23 protein-coding genes are annotated in these 20247 nt (G+C 53.4%); 12 read left to right on the forward strand and 11 right to left on the reverse strand.

Features of this window, described 5'->3' with window-relative positions:
• Positions 1 to 141: 141 nt before the first annotated feature.
• The 12 genes from O1Q98_RS07725 (at position 142) to O1Q98_RS07780 (ending at position 6634) form a co-directional block, all read left to right on the forward strand.
• Positions 142 to 1008, forward strand: coding sequence for a GTPase family protein (locus O1Q98_RS07725; RefSeq protein WP_125258383.1), 867 nt, complete (start codon positions 142 to 144; stop codon positions 1006 to 1008).
• Between the two features lie 91 nt (positions 1009 to 1099).
• The gene (locus tag O1Q98_RS07730) at positions 1100 to 1933 is read left to right on the forward strand and encodes a DUF932 domain-containing protein (RefSeq protein WP_125258382.1); all 834 of its coding nucleotides are present in this window, start codon (positions 1100 to 1102) and stop codon (positions 1931 to 1933) included.
• Positions 1934 to 2141: 208 nt separating this feature from the next.
• A complete protein-coding gene (locus O1Q98_RS07735) occupies positions 2142 to 2852 on the forward strand; it encodes a DeoR family transcriptional regulator (RefSeq protein ID WP_125258381.1) in 711 nt (236 codons plus the stop codon).
• A gap of 25 nt (positions 2853 to 2877) precedes the next feature.
• Positions 2878 to 3414: a DUF4339 domain-containing protein gene (locus tag O1Q98_RS07740; RefSeq protein WP_125258380.1), complete on the forward strand. Its 537-nt coding sequence runs from the start codon at positions 2878 to 2880 to the stop codon at positions 3412 to 3414.
• Between the two features lie 41 nt (positions 3415 to 3455).
• A complete protein-coding gene (locus O1Q98_RS07745) occupies positions 3456 to 3893 on the forward strand; it encodes a hypothetical protein (RefSeq protein WP_125258379.1) in 438 nt (145 codons plus the stop codon).
• Positions 3894 to 3959: 66 nt separating this feature from the next.
• Positions 3960 to 4370 (forward strand): hypothetical protein, encoded by a 411-nt coding sequence (locus O1Q98_RS07750; RefSeq protein WP_125258378.1) that lies wholly within the window; start codon positions 3960 to 3962, stop codon positions 4368 to 4370.
• Between the two features lie 77 nt (positions 4371 to 4447).
• Complete coding sequence (locus tag O1Q98_RS07755) at positions 4448 to 4684, forward strand: DUF905 domain-containing protein (protein ID WP_125258377.1); 237 nt, start codon at positions 4448 to 4450, stop codon at positions 4682 to 4684.
• Between the two features lie 85 nt (positions 4685 to 4769).
• On the forward strand, positions 4770 to 5228 hold the full coding sequence (locus O1Q98_RS07760; RefSeq protein WP_125258376.1) for an antirestriction protein: 459 nt from the start codon (positions 4770 to 4772) through the stop codon (positions 5226 to 5228).
• Between the two features lie 8 nt (positions 5229 to 5236).
• Positions 5237 to 5719: a JAB domain-containing protein gene (locus tag O1Q98_RS07765; protein WP_125258375.1), complete on the forward strand. Its 483-nt coding sequence runs from the start codon at positions 5237 to 5239 to the stop codon at positions 5717 to 5719.
• A gap of 8 nt (positions 5720 to 5727) precedes the next feature.
• On the forward strand, positions 5728 to 5949 hold the full coding sequence (locus O1Q98_RS07770) for a DUF987 domain-containing protein (RefSeq protein WP_125258374.1): 222 nt from the start codon (positions 5728 to 5730) through the stop codon (positions 5947 to 5949).
• A gap of 17 nt (positions 5950 to 5966) precedes the next feature.
• Positions 5967 to 6284 carry a type IV toxin-antitoxin system YeeU family antitoxin gene (locus O1Q98_RS07775; RefSeq protein WP_125258373.1) on the forward strand — a complete coding sequence of 106 codons (318 nt, stop codon included), beginning with the start codon at positions 5967 to 5969 and terminating at the stop codon, positions 6282 to 6284.
• A gap of 20 nt (positions 6285 to 6304) precedes the next feature.
• Positions 6305 to 6634 (forward strand): TA system toxin CbtA family protein, encoded by a 330-nt coding sequence (locus O1Q98_RS07780; protein WP_125258372.1) that lies wholly within the window; start codon positions 6305 to 6307, stop codon positions 6632 to 6634.
• Between the two features lie 701 nt (positions 6635 to 7335).
• Here O1Q98_RS07780 and O1Q98_RS07785 read toward each other — a convergent pair.
• From O1Q98_RS07785 to O1Q98_RS07835, 11 genes are all read right to left on the reverse strand, one after another.
• Positions 7336 to 8109 (reverse strand): ABC transporter ATP-binding protein, encoded by a 774-nt coding sequence (locus tag O1Q98_RS07785; RefSeq protein ID WP_125258394.1) that lies wholly within the window; start codon positions 8107 to 8109, stop codon positions 7336 to 7338.
• A gap of 42 nt (positions 8110 to 8151) precedes the next feature.
• On the reverse strand, positions 8152 to 9045 hold the full coding sequence (locus tag O1Q98_RS07790) for an ABC transporter ATP-binding protein (RefSeq protein WP_240632713.1): 894 nt from the start codon (positions 9043 to 9045) through the stop codon (positions 8152 to 8154).
• On the reverse strand, positions 9017 to 9922 hold the full coding sequence (locus O1Q98_RS07795) for an ABC transporter permease (protein ID WP_125258371.1): 906 nt from the start codon (positions 9920 to 9922) through the stop codon (positions 9017 to 9019). Before O1Q98_RS07795 ends, O1Q98_RS07790 begins: the two co-directional genes overlap by 29 nt.
• Positions 9919 to 10977 carry an ABC transporter permease gene (locus O1Q98_RS07800; protein ID WP_125258370.1) on the reverse strand — a complete coding sequence of 353 codons (1059 nt, stop codon included), beginning with the start codon at positions 10975 to 10977 and terminating at the stop codon, positions 9919 to 9921. Before O1Q98_RS07800 ends, O1Q98_RS07795 begins: the two co-directional genes overlap by 4 nt.
• Positions 10978 to 11062: 85 nt before the next feature.
• A complete protein-coding gene (locus tag O1Q98_RS07805; RefSeq protein ID WP_125258369.1) occupies positions 11063 to 12673 on the reverse strand; it encodes an ABC transporter substrate-binding protein in 1611 nt (536 codons plus the stop codon).
• 80 nt (positions 12674 to 12753) lie between these two features.
• Positions 12754 to 13908 carry a mandelate racemase family protein gene (locus O1Q98_RS07810; protein WP_125258368.1) on the reverse strand — a complete coding sequence of 385 codons (1155 nt, stop codon included), beginning with the start codon at positions 13906 to 13908 and terminating at the stop codon, positions 12754 to 12756.
• Positions 13909 to 14608: 700 nt separating this feature from the next.
• Complete coding sequence (locus O1Q98_RS07815; RefSeq protein ID WP_125258367.1) at positions 14609 to 15046, reverse strand: GNAT family N-acetyltransferase; 438 nt, start codon at positions 15044 to 15046, stop codon at positions 14609 to 14611.
• A gap of 145 nt (positions 15047 to 15191) precedes the next feature.
• Positions 15192 to 16448, reverse strand: a complete 1257-nt coding sequence (locus tag O1Q98_RS07820; protein ID WP_125258366.1) for an ATP-grasp domain-containing protein — start codon at positions 16446 to 16448, stop codon at positions 15192 to 15194.
• Positions 16449 to 16577: 129 nt separating this feature from the next.
• Complete coding sequence (locus tag O1Q98_RS07825) at positions 16578 to 17825, reverse strand: ATP-grasp domain-containing protein (protein ID WP_164512953.1); 1248 nt, start codon at positions 17823 to 17825, stop codon at positions 16578 to 16580.
• Positions 17826 to 17884: 59 nt separating this feature from the next.
• The gene (locus O1Q98_RS07830) at positions 17885 to 18679 is read right to left on the reverse strand and encodes a type 1 periplasmic-binding domain-containing protein (RefSeq protein WP_125258364.1); all 795 of its coding nucleotides are present in this window, start codon (positions 18677 to 18679) and stop codon (positions 17885 to 17887) included.
• A gap of 42 nt (positions 18680 to 18721) precedes the next feature.
• The gene (locus tag O1Q98_RS07835; RefSeq protein WP_035339999.1) at positions 18722 to 20239 is read right to left on the reverse strand and encodes an FAD-binding oxidoreductase; all 1518 of its coding nucleotides are present in this window, start codon (positions 20237 to 20239) and stop codon (positions 18722 to 18724) included.
• Positions 20240 to 20247: the final 8 nt, after the last annotated feature.

Below are 20247 nucleotides of genomic sequence, written 5' to 3' on the forward strand. Positions count from 1 at the left end.
GATCCTGCCCTATAACACCGTTCGGTCCAGAGGATAGCATTGTAAAAATCTTCAAATATATATCATTCTTCTGAACATCTCCCATTAACGGCAGAACCTCACAGTTCTGCCGTTTTTGTTTTACTTTTCAGAGGAGTAATGATGAGCAATTCTGAAGGTCTGCAGTCGCTGCAGAACTCACTTTCCAGCTTGCCGCAATGGGTATCTGAAAGCATTCTGCACCAGGTAAACCAGTTAACCAACTACGAGCCGGTGATCGGCATTATGGGCAAAACCGGGGCAGGAAAATCCTCACTGTGTAATGCGTTGTTCGCCGGTGAGGTGTCGCCGGTCAGTAATGTGTCGGCCTGTACCCGTGGGCCGTTGCGCTTGCGCCTGAACGTGGGTGAGCGTTGCATGACGCTGGTAGACCTGCCCGGTGTCGGTGAAAGTGAACGGCGTGATGCGGAGTATGCCGCGATGTATCGCCAGCAACTTCCGCATCTCGATCTGGTGCTGTGGCTGGTTAAGGCCGATGACCGGGCGCTGGCGGTGGACGAGCACTTTTACCATCAGGTGATTGGCGAAGCCTGGCGGCACAAGGTGCTGTTTGTGGTCAGTCAGGCGGACAAGATTGAACCCACTGAGGGCGGCGTGAAGGCGTTGTCTGCCACACAGCGGCAGAGCCTTGCGCGCAAAATCACCCTGCTGCACACCCTGTTTTTGCCGGTGCATCCGGTCTGTGCAGTTTCGGTGCGGCTGCGCTGGGGGCTGTCGCACATGGCGGCGCTGATGGTGGCAAGCCTGCCGCGCGAAGCCAGCAGCCCGCTGGTCACACAGCTACAGCCGCCCCTTCGTAGCGAACGCGTGACTCAAAAAGCCCGTGATGATTTTGCCGATACGGTGGGCAGCACGCTCGATACCGTCAGCCGTCTGCCGCTGATACCGGCCACGGTGCGCACGCTTATCCAGACGCTGCGCGATACCGTGGTGTCCGTGGCCCGCACTTTGTGGGCGGTGTTCTTCTGAGCCGTTAATTCTGCATTACCCATCCGTTTTCCGAGCCCGGTCGCCTGTGCGTCCGGGCTTTTTATTTTCAGCCATCTTAAGGAGTTCCGTTATGACCCGTCTGGCCTCGCGCTTTGGCGCAGCAAACCTTATCCGCCGCGACCGCCCGTTAACCCGCGAAGAGCTGTTTCGCACCGTACCCAGCGTGTTCAGTGAAGAAAAGCATGAGTCCCGCAGCGACCGATACACTTACATTCCGACGATTACCCTTCTGGATAATTTGCAACGTGAAGGCTTCCAGCCGTTCTTTGCCTGCCAGACCCGTGTGCGTGATCCGGGTCGTCGTGAACATACGAAGCATATGCTGCGCCTGCGTCGGGAGGGGCAGATTACCGGTAAGCAGGTGCCGGAAATTATTCTGCTCAACTCTCACGATGGCTCCAGTTCGTATCAGATGTTACCGGGACTATTCCGTGCGGTATGCCAGAACGGGCTCGTCTGCGGTGAGTCGTTTGGCGAGGTGCGGGTGCCGCATAAAGGGGATGTTGTGACTCAGGTGATTGAGGGGGCGTATGAAGTACTGGGGATTTTTGACCGTGTGGAAGAGAAACGAGATGCCATGCAGTCGCTGATGTTGCCGCCACCGGCACAACGGGCTCTGGCACAGGCTGCACTGACGTACCGTTTTGGTGAGGACCACCAGCCGGTGACAGCACCTCAGATACTCTCCCCACGCCGCTGGCAGGATGAGAGCAATGATCTGTGGACCACATACCAGCGTATTCAGGAGAACCTAATTAAGGGCGGGCTCAGTGGTCGGAGTGCAAAGAGTGCAAAAGGCGGGCGAACGCATACCCGTGCCGTGCGTGGTATCGATGGCGATGTGAAGCTCAACCGGGCTCTCTGGGTGATGGCGGAAGCGATGCTGAGTGGGTTTCAGTCCTGAGCTTGTTATCAGCATGTTAGGAAAGGACACTCCCTGTCCGTTTTACCTCCATTGGGTTGAGTGTTTTTTCACCGCATTTCACGGAGCGCCGCGTCGGGCCTGCCTCCAGTGGAAAATAAAAAATAGTTCATTCCATGTCCATACCCTGTCCGCCCCCCTCTTTAGAATCATTTCATATTCAGTCAGTTAACTATTACGGAGATTTAAGATGACACAGGCAGAGCGCCGTCACGACCGGCTGGCTGTCAGGCTGTCACTGATAATCAGCCGCCTGGTTGCAGGTGAAACGCTGAACATGGCGCGGCTGGCTGCAGAGTTTGGTGTGTCAGTCCGTACCCTGCGACGGGATTTTCGCGAACGGCTGATGTACCTCGACCTTGAGTATCGACGGGGGCAATGCCGCCTGCGCAGCACCGGTGGGGGCGTACAGGGCGAGCTTGATGCGCTGACCTTCGCGCACCGAGCCGGACTGGCCGATATTTTTCCGGGGCTGGACCGGCGTCTGGCGGGCATGCTGCTCACTGCGGGAGAGATGCCGTGTCTGGTATGGCAGCCGCCACAGTCTGTGTCCCCGGTCATCTCACTGGTGTTCTACCGTCTCGTCAGTGCTATTACCGCCTGCCAGCGGGTACTGCTGCTGGCCGAGGGAGAGCGCTGCGACGGGCTGGCTCCGTACCGCCTGATATCACTCGACGGCTGCTGGTATCTCACTGGTGAACTTAACGGGTATATCACCGTGCATCCTCTGGCGACCATCCATGCGGTGACAGTCCTCAACACTACGTTCACCCCGCTAAAACGTCTCAGCCAGTTAACCACACAGGCGGGCTTTATCCGGGCCCTTCCGCACTTCAGCTGTATCCGCGAAGTCCTGTCTTCTGGGCCCTCTGAGGAGGAGCCGGGCAACACACTGATTTAATTACCTCTGTAAATAAGGAAAAACAATGACCTGGCATTACGAGAAAAATGGAATACGTCACGACGATGTGACCGAAGACGACATCACTGGCCTGATTATGCGCGGTGAACTGACTGCATCCACTCTGGTATGGCGACAGGGAATGACGGAGTGGCAACCGGTCTCCGCTACCCCGTTGGCTTCGGCGCTGCTCCGGAGCACCACACCACCAGCGCTGCCGGGGAACCGTATTCCGGGCGGAGTCGTATGGACACTGGCATTTGCTCCCTTCATTGGTTATGCGCTCGAGCTGTGGACTGCAGGGCTGAACGGGATGTCATTTGACGAGGCATATGAGGCAGTCTCGGGCGGACGGTACTGGTTTATCACACTGCTGCTCAATATCGCTCTGGGGTATCTCGATGAACGAGGCCTGCGTAAGGCCGGAGTGGATACCACCATGTTCGGCAAACTGGCCTGGCTGGTGCCGTTCTATTTGTGGCGGCGGGCGAAAACCCTCGCTCAGAAACCGGCTTACTTCTGGGTATGGCTGGTGATGCTGGGCCTGACTGTCTTGGCCTGAATCGTCGCTACCTGATACTTTCTCTGTTAAGGACCAACGTAATGAAAACGCTGATTAAAATACTGGGCATTACCGGCAGCCTTCTGCTCTGTGCAGGAACTCAGGCTCAGCCTTATAACCGGACGCTACCTGCGGTAGTTAATGACAACAACGGGAATATTTTCTGGTGTGATGCTCATCGTCAGGTTACCGGCAAATGCGAAGCCATGTCTGTTGACCGTCTGGGCGGGATGGTCACGGTGCGTTCAGCCCCCTTTAAAGACTGCGAAGGCGGCCTGTGGGGCTGGATAACTATCATGCACAATGATGTGTCGAAGGGATTCACCATTACTCCGGATAAGAAATTCGGTCTCACCGTAAAAGATCTGTGCCGTCCGGGCACGGTAGTGACCTTTAAGCCCAACCAGAAGAAGCCGGAATATGACGACCTAGTGGCACTTTACCAGGGCAAAGAGCTGTTTCGCTACCGGCGCTTCTGATAACACCCGATATCAACCTCTCTCATTTTGCCCGACAGCGGGCTGGATTAATTCAGGAAGAAGACCATGCTGAAAATAATGACCTCTGCTGTACCCGCCCTCATTCTGTCACTTGCCGCCTTCAGTGCCGGTGCCGCTCAACTTCCGGCAAGCCTTATGGATAAAGACAATCCCGGCCAGGAATACTGGTGCCAGGGAAACGATATCAACACCTCCATGTGCTCACTGACAGGTGTCAGCGACGACCATAAATTTGCCCTGATTCACGACCTGCCGGGCCCGGCCTGTGAAGACTTAAGCTTCGGGGTTATCGACCTCGTGCGCCAGACCGGTGTCAACATTCCTTACGATGGTGGTGACTGTAAGGGCGATGTGCAGGCCGGTTTTGTGCGTGGCCCGAAAGATAATGCCCTGTATGTGAAAATTGTACGGGGCAGCAAAACCCTGCGGCTGTATAAGGTGCAAACCGGTTACTGACAATCCCCCCACACATGCAAACTCCCACAGCCCCTGACGCAGATGCATCAGGGGCTTTTGCTTTTAAGGTACACTGAATGTCTGAATCTCACATGCTGCCACCGGGACCTTTCACCCGACAGCAGGCCGACGCTATTACCTGCCGGTATCAAAACATCGCCATTGAAGATGCCCGGCACAGTCACTTCCGCCTGGTGGTTCGTGACTCTGAAGGCCGGATGGTCTGGCGGACGTGGTGCTTTGAACCTGATGCCGGTGAAGGACTTAATCGTTATATCCGCAAGTCAGGCATACTCAAAGCATCCTCCCCCTGACTACACCCATTCATCATCCCTGCATGTCCTTTATTTCCTATACGCCAGCCATCGTCGCTGGCGTTTTTATTGACGGAGAATATCCATGACGACACAAACGCAATGCGAATTGATGTCCGCTAATGAACCTCAATTTGACCTTACTGCATCACCAGTACCTGACGAGCAGCGTCTCGATTTCTGGCCGCTGCACTTTGGTGCTATCACGCAGTGGATAACGCTGGAACCCCGTATTTTCGCCTGGATGGACCGCTTCTGTGATGAGTACAGCGGTGGTATCTGGTCCTTTTACACGCTCAGCAATGGCGGCGCGTTTATGGCTCCTGATGCTGACAGTGACGATAAATGGCATCTTTTCAACAGCATGAACGGTAATAGTTCGCAAATGAGCGCAGAAGCCGCAGGTATTGCTATCTGCCTGATTGAATACAGCCATCACGCCTGTCGTACCGAATGCGATGCCATGACGGAGCACTATTACCGACTGCGGGATTACGCCCTGCAGCACCCTGAATCCCACGCCATTTTGCGCATTATTGATTAAGGATATTCATGATGGAACAGTCACTTATCCCACAGGCTACGGCACTTCCATTGGCCGCACAACGCACGGTAAAACGCGCTTTAACGCTGCTTGACCGACACCTGCGAGAAACAGTTGTGGCATTCACCTCCACTCAGGCTGCCCGTGACTGGCTGAAGCTGAAAATGGCGGGGCTGGAGCGTGAAGAATTTATGGTGCTGTATCTGAACCAGCAGAACCAGTTGATTGCCCACGAAACCCTGTTTGCCGGTTCCATTAGCAGCACCGAGGTGCATCCCCGTGAGGTGGTCAAACGCGCCCTGTACTTCAATGCGGCCGCAGTGATACTGGCACATAACCATCCCTCCGGCGACACCACGCCCAGCCAGGCAGATAAGACCATCACGCAGCGTCTGGTGCAGGCGCTTCAGCTCGTTGATATCCGTGTGCATGACCACCTTATCGTCGGTGGCACGCAGATATTGTCGTTCGCTGAACACGGTCTGCTTTGAGGTATGACATGAAAATTATCAGTAAACGCCGGGCAATGACGATTTACCGTCAGTATCCGGCCTCCCGCATTTTTCGATACTGCACCGGCAGATACCAGTGGCACGGCAGTGTCTGTCATTACACCGGTAAGGTAGTTCCTGACATTCCCGGCGTGCTGGCGGTATACGCCGAACGCCGCCAGGACCGCAACGGCCCTTATGCCTGTCTGATGAGTATCACCCTGAACTGACAATAAAGAGGTTATAAATGAGCAACACCACATGGGGCCTGCAGCGGGATATCACGCCGCGCCTGGGAGCACGTCTGGTGCAGGAGGGCAACCGGCTGCACTATCTGGCTGACCGGGCCAGTATCACCGGTAAGTTTAGTGATGCCGAATGTCTTAAGCTGGATGTGGCATTTCCGCATTTTATCAGCCAGATGGACTCGATGCTCACCTCTGGTGAAATGAACCCTCACCATGCCCATTGCGTCACCCTGTACCACAACGGTTTTACCTGCGAAGCCGATACCCTTGGTAGTTGCGGCTACGTATACATCGCCATTTATCCCACTCAACGCTAACAAATTTCACGAGAGCAAACATGAAAAATCTACCTGCTACAATTTCGCGGGCGGCGAAGCCCTGTCTGTCGCCCGTGTCTGTCTGGCAAATGTTACTGACACGCCTGCTGGAACAACACTATGGCCTGACGCTAAACGACACGCCGTTTAGTGATAAAACAGTTATTCAGGAACATATTAATGCTGGAGTATCGCTCAGCGATGCGGTGAACTTTCTTGTCGAAAAATACGGGCTTGTCCGTATCGACCGAAAGGGATTTTCGTGGCAAGAACAAACCCCGTATATTTCCGTAGTGGATATTCTGCGAGCAAGGCGCTCTACCGGCTTGCTAAAAACTAATGTGAAATAAACGCTTAAATACAGAGCAGACTGAAGGAAAGCAAAATGCTAAACTCATAGACGAAGAGACTCCCGCTGTAACCTCCCCCGAAAAAAACTGACATTTTCTTTTAGGACCAACAATGGGACCAAAATGAAAATTGAACTGAAGATTACAATCCATTTAACAACAAGTTACATTACCAATTCAGACTCCCCCAGCCGGTGATTACCAGAGTCATCCGATGAAGTCCTGAAAGCCCGCACGGCGCAAGCCTTGCGGGCTTTTTTGTGCCCTCGATTTGTACCGCGACGTCCGATCTCGACTCATTCAATCCGAACCTTTCAGGCATTTTGTTAGGCCCAGCGAAAAGCGCTATTTTTTCGTTGGGCCTAAACGCACGGAGACTTACTTCCCATGGCAAGAAAAGCCAAGCCGTTAAGCGATATGGGCATCAAACCCGCCCAAGGCGCAAATACTCTGACCATGAAATACGGTGTCAGCAACCCTCCTTAGCGTTTTCACGATAAAACACCGACATGATGAGCCGCATGTTTACGCCCAGGAACGAGAGACTGATTAGGTTATAGAGCAAAAATATCAGGCTGTCGGTATCACGTTTTTCTCGCGGCTGACGCGACATCATTCAAGTTGCGGGATAACCTCAACAGGCACAAAAGAAACGGGAGAGCATCGCCCTCCCGTGTTCGGCACTCGCTAGCGTTTCCGGTTTACATCTGCTCCGATCGCACCGCCAGTTCCCGGCTGTATTGTCGGCTGGCATCGACCAGCATTGAGGTGTAGGCGTTTTTGGGGGTATCGCGCGCCAGGTCGCGGGTAGCGAGCGTTTCCAGAATGCGGCCGTATTGCATTACCGCCACGTTGTGGCACAGATGCGCTATCACTCCCAGGTCATGCGTTACCATCAGGTAAGTCAGCTTGTCCTGCTGCTGCAACTCCGCCAGCAGATTCAGAATCTCCGCCTGCACGGAGACATCCAGCGCCGAGGTCGGCTCGTCGAGCAGCAGTACGCGAGGTTCAAGAATCAACGCTCTGGCGATCGCCACGCGCTGACGCTGCCCGCCGGAAAGCTGGTGAGGATAACGGCGGCGGAACTGCGGCCCCAACCCAACCTTTGCTAATAACGTATCGATGCGATCATCGCGATCGGCGATACGGTGGATTAACAGCGGTTCCGCCAGAATCGTCTCGACGGTATGGCGCGGGTGCAGCGAACCATAAGGGTCTTGAAATACCATTTGCACCCGGCGACAGCGCGCCTGCTCAATACGGTGCGCCAGCGGTTGGTCATCAATCTTAAGCTGGCCTTGCCAGTGGTTAAACAGCCCGGCCAGACATTTCAGTACCGTGGTTTTGCCAGAGCCTGACTCGCCGACCAGCCCAAAAATCTCCCCGTCGTTAACGGTGAGATTCACATCGTACAACACCTGATTTTGCGCGCTTCCCTCACCAAACGTCAGGTTCAGGTTACGCACCTCAATCATCGCTCGCGGCGTGGGTTTTGCCTCAGTCGTCATAGGTGCTCCTTAAGGGTTGAGCCAGGCGGGATCACGGTTCATGACCGGTAAACGTGGCCGAGGATTATCGATATCCGGCAGGGCATTGAGCAAACCACGGGTATAAGGGTGTTGCGCCTGCTCCAGATCGGCGGCGGCTATCGACTCCACTACCCGACCGGCGTACATCACCAGCACCCGATCGCAGAAGCTGCGCACCAGATTGATATCGTGGCTGATAAAAATCAGCCCCAGCCCGCGCTCACTGACCAAATCATCCAGCATCGCCAGCACTTGCAGGCGCACGGACACATCCAGCGCCGAGGTCGGTTCGTCGGCAATCACCACCTCCGGTTCGGTAATCAGCATCATGGCAATCATGATGCGCTGCCCCTGCCCGCCGGAAATCTCATGCGGATACAAGCCATACACCCGCTCCGGCTGGCGAATGCGCACTACATCCAGCATCGCCAGTACCTTTTCCTTCGCCGCCCGCCATGAGACACGGTGGTGAGCGAGATAGGCTTCGGCTATCTGATCGCCGACGCACACCACCGGGTTCAGCGAATACTTGGGATCCTGCATGATCATGGAGATGCGTTTACCACGAATCTGGCGCATGCGCGCTTCGTCCGCTGCCAGCAGGTCGATACCGTTAAAGTTCAGGCGGTCGGCGGTAATGCGGGCGCTACGCGGATGTAACTGTAATAAGGCGCGCCCAACGGTGGATTTGCCGGAGCCGGATTCCCCCACAATCGCCAGCTTTTCACACCCCAGCGAGAAAGACACACCGCGCACGGCATCCGTCACCGCCCGGCCATTGACGAAACTCACCCGCAGATTATCTACCTCCAGCAGCGAACCGGCTTGCGCCTTGCGGTGAGTCACATTCACATTATTCAGTTCTGGGATCGAGGATGTCACGTAAGCCATCTCCTAGGAAATTGAACGCCAGACTGTTGATTAAAATCGCCAGCCCCGGGATCGTCACCAGCCACCAGCACTCCATCATGTAGCGGCGGCCTGCCGAAATCATCGCCCCCCATTCCGGGTCGGGCGGCTGGGCACCCAGCCCGAGAAAGCCCAGGCCAGCGGCCGTCAGAATGATGCCAGCCATGTTCATGGTGATACGAATAATCACCGACGGCAGGCACAGCGGCACAATGTGATGCAGCAGAATACGCAGCGAAGACGCGCCCTGTAGTTTTACCGCCGAGACAAAATCAGCCTGACGTAGCGACAAGGTCTCCGCCCGCGCCAGCCGTGCGATCGGCGGCCAGGCGGTGAGCGTAATGGCAATCACCACATGCTCCAGCCCTGGGCCGAGCGCCGCCACAAACGCCAGTGCCAGCACCAGACTGGGAAATGAGATGAAGATATCGGTGATGCGCATCAAAATGGTATCGACCACGCCGCCGTAATACCCCGCGACCACGCCCAGCAACAACCCGATGGGCCCGACGGTGACGGACACCAGCGCCACGATATACAGCGTGATACGAGAACCGTATACCAGACGGCTGAACACATCGCGGCCAAATTCATCGGTGCCAAACCAATGGCTGGCGCTCGGTGCCTGCAACGCATTGGTCAGATCCTGCGCCAGCGGGTCGTGGGTGGCGATAAGCGGTGAAAACACCGCCATCAGCAGCAACAGCAATACAATGGCCAAACCTATCGCCGTCAACGGGTTGCGCATCATCAGCAGTAAAAAGCTGAATAGACGCGCCCCGCGCAGCTTCTGGCTGCCGGTACGTTTCTGCGGCTGCGCGCGCAATACCGGCTCAGAGGAAATCGTCATACTCTCGTCCTCGGATCAAAGACCTGATACAACATGTCCGACAGCAGATTCAGGCTGACGAAAATCAACCCGACCAGCAGGACACAACCCATCACCGCGTTCATGTCGCCCAGCAGCAGGCTGCCGGTGAGATAAGAGCCAAAACCCGGCCACGAGAACACCGTTTCTATCAATACCGCGCCCTCCAGCAGCGACCCGTAAGCCAGCGCCACCACCGTCAGCAACTGCACCAGAATGTTACGGAACGCATGTGCCCACACCACGCGAAATTCCGACAATCCCTTCACCCGCGCGGTGATGATGTATTCCTGCGACAACTGCGCCAGCATGAAACTGCGCGTCATACGGCTGATGTACGCCAGCGAGTGAAACCCCAGCAGCGTGGCGGGCAGCACCAGATGATTGAGCGCGCTGCGGAACACCTCCCAGTTGCCATCCAGCAGCGAATCGACCAGCAGCAGGCCGGTACGGTTTTCCACCAACCCGTCGTAAGCCATATCGACCCGCCCGGCGCCGCCGACCCAGTTCAACCAGGCATAGAACACCAGCAGCCCCATCATCCCCACCCAAAAGATCGGGGTGGAATAACCGGCCAGGCTGATGAAACGCACCACGTAATCCGCCCATTTACCGCGCCTTGCCGCCGCCAGCACGCCCAGCGGCACGCCCAGCCCGGCACCGACGATAATCGCCATCGTCGCCAGCTCAACGGTGGCGGGGAAAACGCGGATAATGTCGTCAATGACCGGGCGGCCAGTCAGCAAGGCATTGCCGAGATCGCCGTGCAATAGCGCGTTGAAGTAAATCCAGAACTGAACATACAGCGGCTTATCCAGCCCCAGTTGCTGATAAACCTGTTGGTAGGTGCTTTGATCGGCATCCTGCCCGACGATCGCCAGCACCGGATCGATAGGCATGACGCGGCCGATAATAAACGTCAGGATCAATAAACCAAACAGCGTGACCGCGACCTGGAATAGACGTTTCGCCAACCGGCGCAACATCCCTCCCGGCCTCAGCCACTCACCCGGTTTGATTCGATCAGAGAAAACCATGTTCTTTCTCCCTCGTTCCCGGTCAGCAACAGACATCAGGCTGCCGCTGACCGGTGATTTCACGTTGGCGCGTTGCTGTCGCCTATTAGCGTTGCTTGTACACGTCGCGCAGATGGGTGGTGGAAGACGGATGCGGCACATACTTCACCACGTCCTTGCGCAACACCACCGAGTCGATCATCTGAGAAACCGGAATAATGGCCGGATACAACGCCTCATAACGGTTCTGAACGTCGATATACATCTGCTTCTGCTTTTGCGGGTCCTTTTCCAGCAACGCCTGATCGATAACCTCGTTCAGCTGCTTGTCATAAAACGAGGTGCGCCAGCCCTGAAAATTGGTCAACTTGGCTTCATCGCTGTTGTCGGGGTTGTACACCACGGAGCGCAAGCTGGAATGCGGATGAGGGTCAACCCCGCCGCCGCCGCGCCCGACCAGCATGTCGAACTTGCGATCGCGCATCGCACCATAGACCTGATTACCGGTGCCGGAGAGGATCTGAACTTTGATGCCAGCTTGCGCCAGTGTCGATTGCACTGAAGTGGCAAGATTGAGGAAAGGTTGATCGGACAACACGCGCAGCGTCGTCTCAAAGCCGTTGGGGTAGCCCGCTTGCGCCAGCAAGGTCTTCGCCCGCGCCACGTCCAGCTTGTACCCCGGATCGGGCAGCGTGGCGTCCATCCCTTTTTGGATCGGGCGCTGATGGTAGAAACCATAGCCGGTCATCACGGTGTTGTTGATGCCATCGTAGTCGATCAGATAGCGTACCGCTTCGCGCACTTTCGGGTTGGCGAAATACGTGTTCTTCAGGCTCATCGACACGTAATACAACGTGCCTTTGGTCACTTCTTTCACCACGACCTCTTTATCCTGCTTCAGCGCGTTGATATCCGGCACCGACATGCCGGTCGCCACATCGATGTCGCCTTTCTCTATCATCAACCGCAGCGCCTGCGATTCGGTCATATGCCGGAAAATGACGCGCTTCATTTTGGCGTCGCCCTGCCAGTAGCCGTTGGCGCGGCTGATACGCAGCACATCTTTTGCCTGCCATACATCCAGCTTGAAGGGGCCGGAACCGGCTTCATTGGTGGTCAGCCAGCCATTGCCCCAGTCGCCGTTTTTCTCGTGTTGCAGCACGGTTTTGCGATCCAATACCGAGCCGCTGCCGAGCGTCGCCAGTGAATAAATGATCAGTTTGGCATCGTTGGGTTTGGGCAGTTCTATCTCGACCGTATGGGCATCTTTGGCGCGGATCATCTTCGCGACGTTATCCGGCGTAAAGCCGTAGGATTTCCAGGTGGTCGCCTGCGCCATATTCAGGTGCAGCAACCGGCTCATCGACCAGACAAAATCCTCAGCCGTCACCGGGTTGCCGGAATGGAATTTCGCGTTATCCACCAGATTGAAAGTGATGACGTTGCCGTCGTCGCTCACGCTCCAGCTTTTCGCCAGCGCGGGCAACACGTGGCTCAGGTTGTCGGGGTCTAGCTCGACCAGCGAGTCGTAGAGATTCACCACGACGCCGACCACTTCATTGCCGGTCATCGCGGCGGGGTCGAGCGACAGCATGTTGTTCATATTCATGCCGACAATCAATTGATCGTCAGGCGTTTTAGCAGACAGAACCGCCGGTGTGGCGGCCATACACAGCGTGCTCAGTAACAGGGTACGAAGTATTGCTCGCGCTTTCATTGTGCTTCTCCAGGTGTGGCAGTATGGAAGACGACAACATCTTGTTTTTTTTAATAAAAATGACCGTACGGATGACTGCGCTAGGCCTGGCTCAATGTGTGCGCCTCAATCCAGTCAAAATTGATGTCCTCGCCCAGACCGGGCCGCTGCGACAGGTGTACAAAACCGTCTTCGTCCATCGGGTCTACCAGCGCATTCAGATAAGCGGCGGGCTCATCGTAGTTGAGGAACGGATGCAGCAGGCCGCGCTCGTACCAGCGGCAGTTTTTAATCGCTCCCACCACCGCCAGATTGGGCGCGCCGTTGCCGTGGATTTCGCAATCCATACCGAAGGCTTCCGCCAGATGCGCCACCTTCAGGCACGGTGAAATGCCGCCCACGCCCTGCACCCCGGCACGCAGAATGTCGCAGGCCCCTTCCTTCACCCAGTCGGCACGGCTGAAGTATTTCCCGCCCAGACTTTCCGGCCCGATGACATCGATATCCAGATTCTTGTTCAGCCAGCTGTAAGAGGCCATGCTCTGCTCTTCCATCGGCTCTTCGAACCAGCTGAAGTTCAGTTTTTGCAGTTCACGGCCGATGTACAGTGCCTCGCTGCGGCTGTACCAGTGGTAGCCGTCCAGCATCAGGCTGATATCCGGCCCCACCGCCTCGCGCACCGCCGCACAGGCTTTCACGTCCATTTGCGGGCTCGGCGCGAACGACACCGGCGGCATCCAGGTGTGCAGCTTGATGGCCTTGTAACCGCGCTGCACCAGTTTTTCGGCGAACTGGCCGTACTCCTCCGGCGTTGACAGGCCGCCCTTCAGCTCGTCGCCGCACATGGTGCTGCCATAGGCCAGCACTTTGTCGCGGTAGCCGCCCAGCAGCTTATACACCGGCACGTTCAGCGCCCGCCCGGCCAGATCCCACAATGCCTGCTCGATGATGGCCAGCGCCCGGTCGGTCAACTGGCTGGCGCTGCCGCGCTGCCAGTGCACCAGATCCTGCCACAGGCGTTCACGATCAAACGGGTTCTGCCCAATCAGCACCTTGCGGAAAAAACTGTTCACCACATACGGGCGAACCACTTCCGGCGGCGCAAACGCATAGCCTTTGTGCCCGTCATCGGTACTGACCGTCAGCAGCGCCATGCTGGCCTGATGCTCATCGCCCGGATGGGAGTGCCCGGCGCTGTCGGAAACGCGGCGAGTGGGATAAGTGAAGACGGTGACGTCGATTGATTCAATTTTCACGTTGATTACCTGCCTGAATAGTTGACCCATTTACAAAACGTGCAGCAATAAACTGTGTGTATCGAAAAATGCATCTGATATACCCGTCATACTTCAAGTTGCAGGTGCGTTGGCTGCCCTCGCTCACCCCAGTCACTTACCTGAGTAAGCTCCTGGGGATTCACTCGGTTGCCGCCTTCCTGCAACTCGAATTATTTTGGGTATATATGGCGAAAATTATGTATCAAGCGAAAAACCGATATATTTCTTTGCCGTCAGACGACAAAGACAAAATACCCAAGAAAAGAAACCATGTATTAATTAAAAGGAAATTGCGTTTTATTTAGATTATTATGGCTGTATATCATTTAGTCATTAGGCAATTTCTCCCATATGATGAAATTATGATATGGAAAATTAGGCAAACGCCCATGACCTTGTGAGCATTCTCACTAAGAAAAACAGAGCCCTTATACATGACAAGGTCAAATAACCGTCAAACCCGGCCAGTGGCAAGCGGCAGCCTACCTCAGGATGCAAGTTGCAACGCAATGCGCATTGGCTCGGCAGGGCAAGGCGGAGTGCAATACTGTTGGCGGGATTTCACTGACTCAAGCGAGGGCTGATGGTGAGAGGGTTTAATACTGACTGCCCGTGATATATCCGTCATACGTCAAGTTGCAGGTGCGTTGGCTTTCCTGCAACTCGACTTATTTAGGCTCTATATTTTTATGCTATAGCGGACAAAATCATCGCGTGTGGCCAACTTGTCATATAATAATCGGGCTGGATTATCCTCTCTGGTATGCCAATATACTTTTGACCACCCCTTTTCTCGAGCTTCATCACAAATAGCGTCTATCAGCGTTTTTCCTATTCCCGATCTGCGGGCCTTAATGTCAACAAACAGATCTTCGAGATAACAAATTGGCTGAGTAGACCATGTGCCCTCATGTAAAACGCATATTGCAAACCCAACAATGTGTTTATTTTTTTCGGCTACCCGGCATATTAATCCAGAGTCTGGCGAAAGCGTTCGCTGCCATGTCGATAAGGTAATCGCATCTGCCAGCTCGGAACCGTAAAAATGCAGATACCCTTTCCAGAGCGTTAACCACGCGTCATAATCGCTTGCTTCGGCTTTACGAATATTAATCATCGAATATCCCTTTGACTAACCAAACAGACCAGGATGGTAACAAGATTAGCTTGCCTGTATTCATCCTGAACATCATTTTCAGTGGCAGAAAATAAATATCCGCCACCCTATCCCGTTATCTCACGCCAATAAACGTGTTTCACCATTAACTCATCGCGTATTCTGCATCCGTGATACTCGTAATGGATATATGACTAAACATATCAAGCACGAAATTGTGAGCATCCTGAAATGATGTTGCGCACAACATGCCTGCCAATGGCGCGACGTTCTCCAGATAAGTCAGTGTCGTGCTCATTTTTACTTGAGCTGGCAGTGGGTGCCATTCATAAACCCATGGGGACGCGCTGAACGCGCTGGCACCGTTAATACAGGCATAGCCTTCGGGTAAATGGTGGCCGGGAAAGACAAACCAGCCGAAGTAATATTCTTTTTCCGGTGTGTTTTTAATGACATCCGGCACCCAACCTAATTGTGCGCTCAGATGTACCTGGTGCAGATTGACGCCCGTCCGTAACTCAAATGCACGCACTACGCTAGCCCCACCCGCCCGATGCCCTATTTCCAGAAAAACCCAGCCCGAGGCATGTTGAAAGACCTCCAGATGAAAACAACCCTGTTTGATACCCACGGCTGCAATCACCTGACGGGAGAACGTTAACAGCGTCGCAGGTAGCTCGCACTGTAAAGAACCGAGGGGACTTCCCTGGGCAAAACTCAGGCAATTACCGATATAACGGCTGCTCACACAGAGCTCAATTTCACCAGAACGGACATAGCCATCAATATGCCAGATATCCCCTTCAATAAATTCTTCCACTTGATACCGGGCGGTATTCTGTCGCCTATCAATATCATCGATATAAGTGCTGTGGTTATTCAACGCCAGGCGTAATGCATGATGAGAGGGATAAATTTGCACATTCTCACTGGATGCCCCATCCAGCGGCTTAAGTACGACCTGGGTCGATTTGAATTCATCAAGAATGGTCGGATTATCTAAAACGGCATCCAGCGCATGGCATGTAGGTGTCGCCAGCCCCGCTGCCGCCACTGCCGCTTTCATCAACAGTTTGTTCCTAAAGAGCTCAACCTCGGCAGCGCTTGGCCCTGGAATGCTGAAATAATCTCGAATATGTGCAGCAATATCAATTTGATATTCAGATAAAGCAATAAAGTTTCGTGGTGAGGGTGTTTTTGTTCTCATCATGTCAATCAGAATATCCACACCGTCTTGCTCTTGCCATATCCATTTCTCACAGTTCAGTTCATCAGGAATATCAGAAAGGGCACGCTTTGTTCCAATATAGATAATATGGTTATCGGTATGATTAAGTATTTCATCATAGCGAACACAATAAAAGGGAACTCTATGCCATATATAAATAACATCATCCTGCATTTTATGCTTCCTTCTTCATTGCTATACCCGTCATACCTTACGTTGCAAGTGTGTTGGCTGCATTCCTGCAACCCGAATTATTTGGGGTATATATCACGTCTGGTGCGCTAAAAGGTTGTCACAAATATTTTAATAAACGTGGTAAAACGCATGTCCGTCCAAATAACGTAGCGTTCCCCAATCACGTAAAACGACCTCTTCAGCACGATGTTTTAACAGCACCAGCATCGGGTAGGTTGTATCGTCGATGGTTTTGCTAATTTTCTCACCGGGTTTCACGTATTCGCGGATCTCCAACAAACTTTCCAGTTGGTTTATCTGATCTTTATAAGGATAAGACTCAAGCACCCCATCAAAAGGACTTATCATTGCGACCGAGGCAAAATAGTGATGAAGAGGATAAGGAACATCACACATTTCATGGAATTTTTGCGGTTCGGTATAAGCCAATCGAGTCCAGTTTATTTGTGATTGACCCGTGGCAAGCTCGGCATAATAAGGCATATCGCCTCCCGCGATTCGCGCGCCGATTTCAACCAGACAAGGGCCATCATGACACATTTTTATTTCCATATGCCCTGGCCCATACTGAATATTCATCGCGTCAAGCACCTGTAGTGCATAGGAAACTAAAATATCCTGAATCTGCCCCTCGCGTGGCATAATCTGAATGGAATCCCCCATGTCCAAAAAGGCATTCGCGCTGATACGGGTCGTTTTCCAAATGTCGGTTACACGGTGTTTCCCTTCACAAGATACGGTATTGACCACATATTCCGTACCCGAAAGATACTCTTGTGCCACCACCTCCTGATTGATTTCCGAAAAGATATTCTTTTTCCCGACAATCGCTTGCAGAGCTGCGTATGACTCATCGGGCGTATCACAGAAGTGTACCCCTTCACCGGCTGCGCTACGGGCTGGTTTTACCACAATCCGCCCCCCGGTCTTGGTATGCCATTCCCGTAGTGCCTCACCATTTGCCGGAAGATATTGCCGCGTGGCGCGAAGACCCACGCTGCGCAGACGCTCTATCATGGTGTATTTATGACGCCGTGCCACACTCAATTGAGTTCCGTTTGACGCAAGCCCCAAACGCTCGCTTAATATGTCAGCCAATTCGACGCCGATTTCACCACCAGCAATAATGGCGACAGGGTTAAGATTAGCAACGCGCTGGAGCGTAAGTGATAAATCGCCCTGGTGAATAATATTTTCACAATAATCATCAAGACTGAATGAACCTTTATAAATATCAGGGATATCAGGTGTGCTCTGCACGCGTGCGCAGCGATAGCCATGCTTAATAAATTCAGGTGCTAAACGGCGTGTTGGCGAATACGCATCAACGATAATGACGATACCTTTATTTTCCATATTAATCATCTCACTGTTTATTACGTTTCTCGTAAATAAGAATGGATTTATTACGGTATTTATTTAATACAATATCCCTTCCAGCCCGCTGGCAGATAACGGCCTCGTTCATCAAAATAATCCGCCCAGGTATTATGTTTCAGGCACATGACCTTCCAGGCCATATTCACACTGCGCTTAAGTAAATCGCTATATCCTGGCATTGAAGAACATACCCAAACGCCTGGACGGGCACATTGTGTAAATTCTGTAATATCGCAATCATCACAGCAGATAGCTGCGCCACGCCATGATGCCCCTTCATGACGCATACGTTCCAGAATGGAAAAATGCGCCCCCAGATAAAATGTCACGCCGCCTTCACCATCATCATTACTGGCATCAATCTCCGGTATTGCATATTCATACTGCTGTTGCAGTAAATTCAGTAACCGGCGGCTGTAATTCGAGCCATCCGCCCAGTAATAGCGCGTTGAATGAGGAAAGTGGCTATCGGCAATCGCTTTCAGCTCGCTGACCTGCTCCACGTCAGTAGCACAAAGCTGAAATACCGACTCACCATCCCCCAAATGCGCGGCGGTTGATGCGGGTAACAATAAGGGAATTCCCGCTGCGCGGTAGGCGGGTATCGCCGCCTGTGCGCAATCACTGTTGAAATGGCCAATAACTACATCACTGTGCGCTATAATCTGCTCAAGATGACGTTTAACGGTATGCGGATCGGCTTTATCGTCAAAGAAATGAATAGACAACCCCTCTTTGGGTAAAACATCCGCCATTGCCTTACGTATCAGTTCGCCATAGCAAGCGCGTGGGCCCGTTAACGGGCCTGCAATACAGACTCTTAATTGCATTATTGATCCTGCCGGTAATATTTTATGACAGCGATTAACCGTTCAAATTTTGGCTGGCTCAACCGATTGACGGTGCCGGAATATATTTAAAGGATCTCTTTTTGCTTTAATTTCCTGTAGTCGTGGATAATTATCCTTGAAATAAAGTTCAGCCCACGTCACACCGGAAGTGTTTAATGCCAGATCATTCAGATCGGCGTCAGGATAATTAATAAAGCATCCATCGGTGATGTGATTACTTACCGGAACACCGCCGGTATCGGCATAGGTGCTGTGGTAAATTTGGCGAATCCAGTCAAGATTCTGCCGATCATCTTTTTCATCGGCCCAAAGACTCTGATACAGGACTTTCATCACCGAGTCACGTTGTGAGACGGCCGTTGCGTCCGGCGCAACCTCATTCACCGCACCGCCATAGGGTAAAACCATCACCATCGCATTTTTATTCGTAAAACTGTCCGTCGTCAGATAGCGATATAACGTTTCGGTCTGCTGCTCGGGAAAATTTTGCCTCATATACGCGGACTTATACGCGCCGCGCAATGTGGGATCCGATAGCGACGGGCTATTGCTGCCCAGTAGCCGTAACGATTTTAGCCATGGCAATCTGCGTGGCGCTTCCAGGTGTGAAAGTGCGGAAAAACCCGTAACACCTTCAATACCTTCGAAAATATCACGATGATATTGCGCTAAAATAGCCTCAGCATTCGCGACTGACGCATCCATCTGTGTCAATAGTGCGACAACCCCCTGCGCTTTTTGATACATGACAAGATAACCAGCCAGCGAGGATTCGGGGCTGTCAGCGCGCTGGTGTTTCATATACCACGCGCCGTAATTACGCATCAGGCGTGAGAAATCCCTTTTCCCGAGGCTTTCCCACGGAATCACTTTTACACTCAAATAGACTTCCGCAGGCGGGCCAGGCAGCATTTTTGCCGGATCGTTCCCCTGAGCGGTTGGCGAGCGAAACCAGAATTTCGTCACAATCCCCAGTTGCCCGCCGCCGCCGCCAGCATGTGCCCACCATAAATCGTGATTTGGGCAATCCCGATCGCGCCGGGCAATCAGGGCATGCGCCTTACCCGAGCTATCGACGGTAACAACTTCGATGGCGTAAAGATGATCGACGGTTAAACCATGACGGCGGGAGAGTAAGCCAAAGCCGCCGCCGCAAACATGACCGCCCATTCCTGCGTGACTGGCCGGGCCTCCAGGCAGGGTCACATTCCAGCGGCGGTAAAGCACTTCATAGGTTCTGGATAGCGTGGCACCGGCTCCAACGGCAATCGCCCCCATATCAGGATCAAAAGCGATCTCATCCAGATCAGAGACATCGATAAGAATATCGACATCGGCATGACAGGCGAAATCCTGATAACCGTAGCCCCCCGCTCGCACACTGATACGCAGCCCCTGCTCCACCGCCTTGTCGATGCACTGCACGGTTTCCTGCGTATTGCCCGGCAAGACGATTTTCGCCGGGCAAGCGCGCCAGCGCTGGTTCATACCGGTGATATAACTCAGATATCGGCTGTCATTGGGTTCGATAATGGTCACGTTATTAC

It is taken from the genome of Dickeya lacustris (assembly GCF_029635795.1).
GTDB lineage: Bacteria > Pseudomonadota > Gammaproteobacteria > Enterobacterales > Enterobacteriaceae > Dickeya > Dickeya lacustris.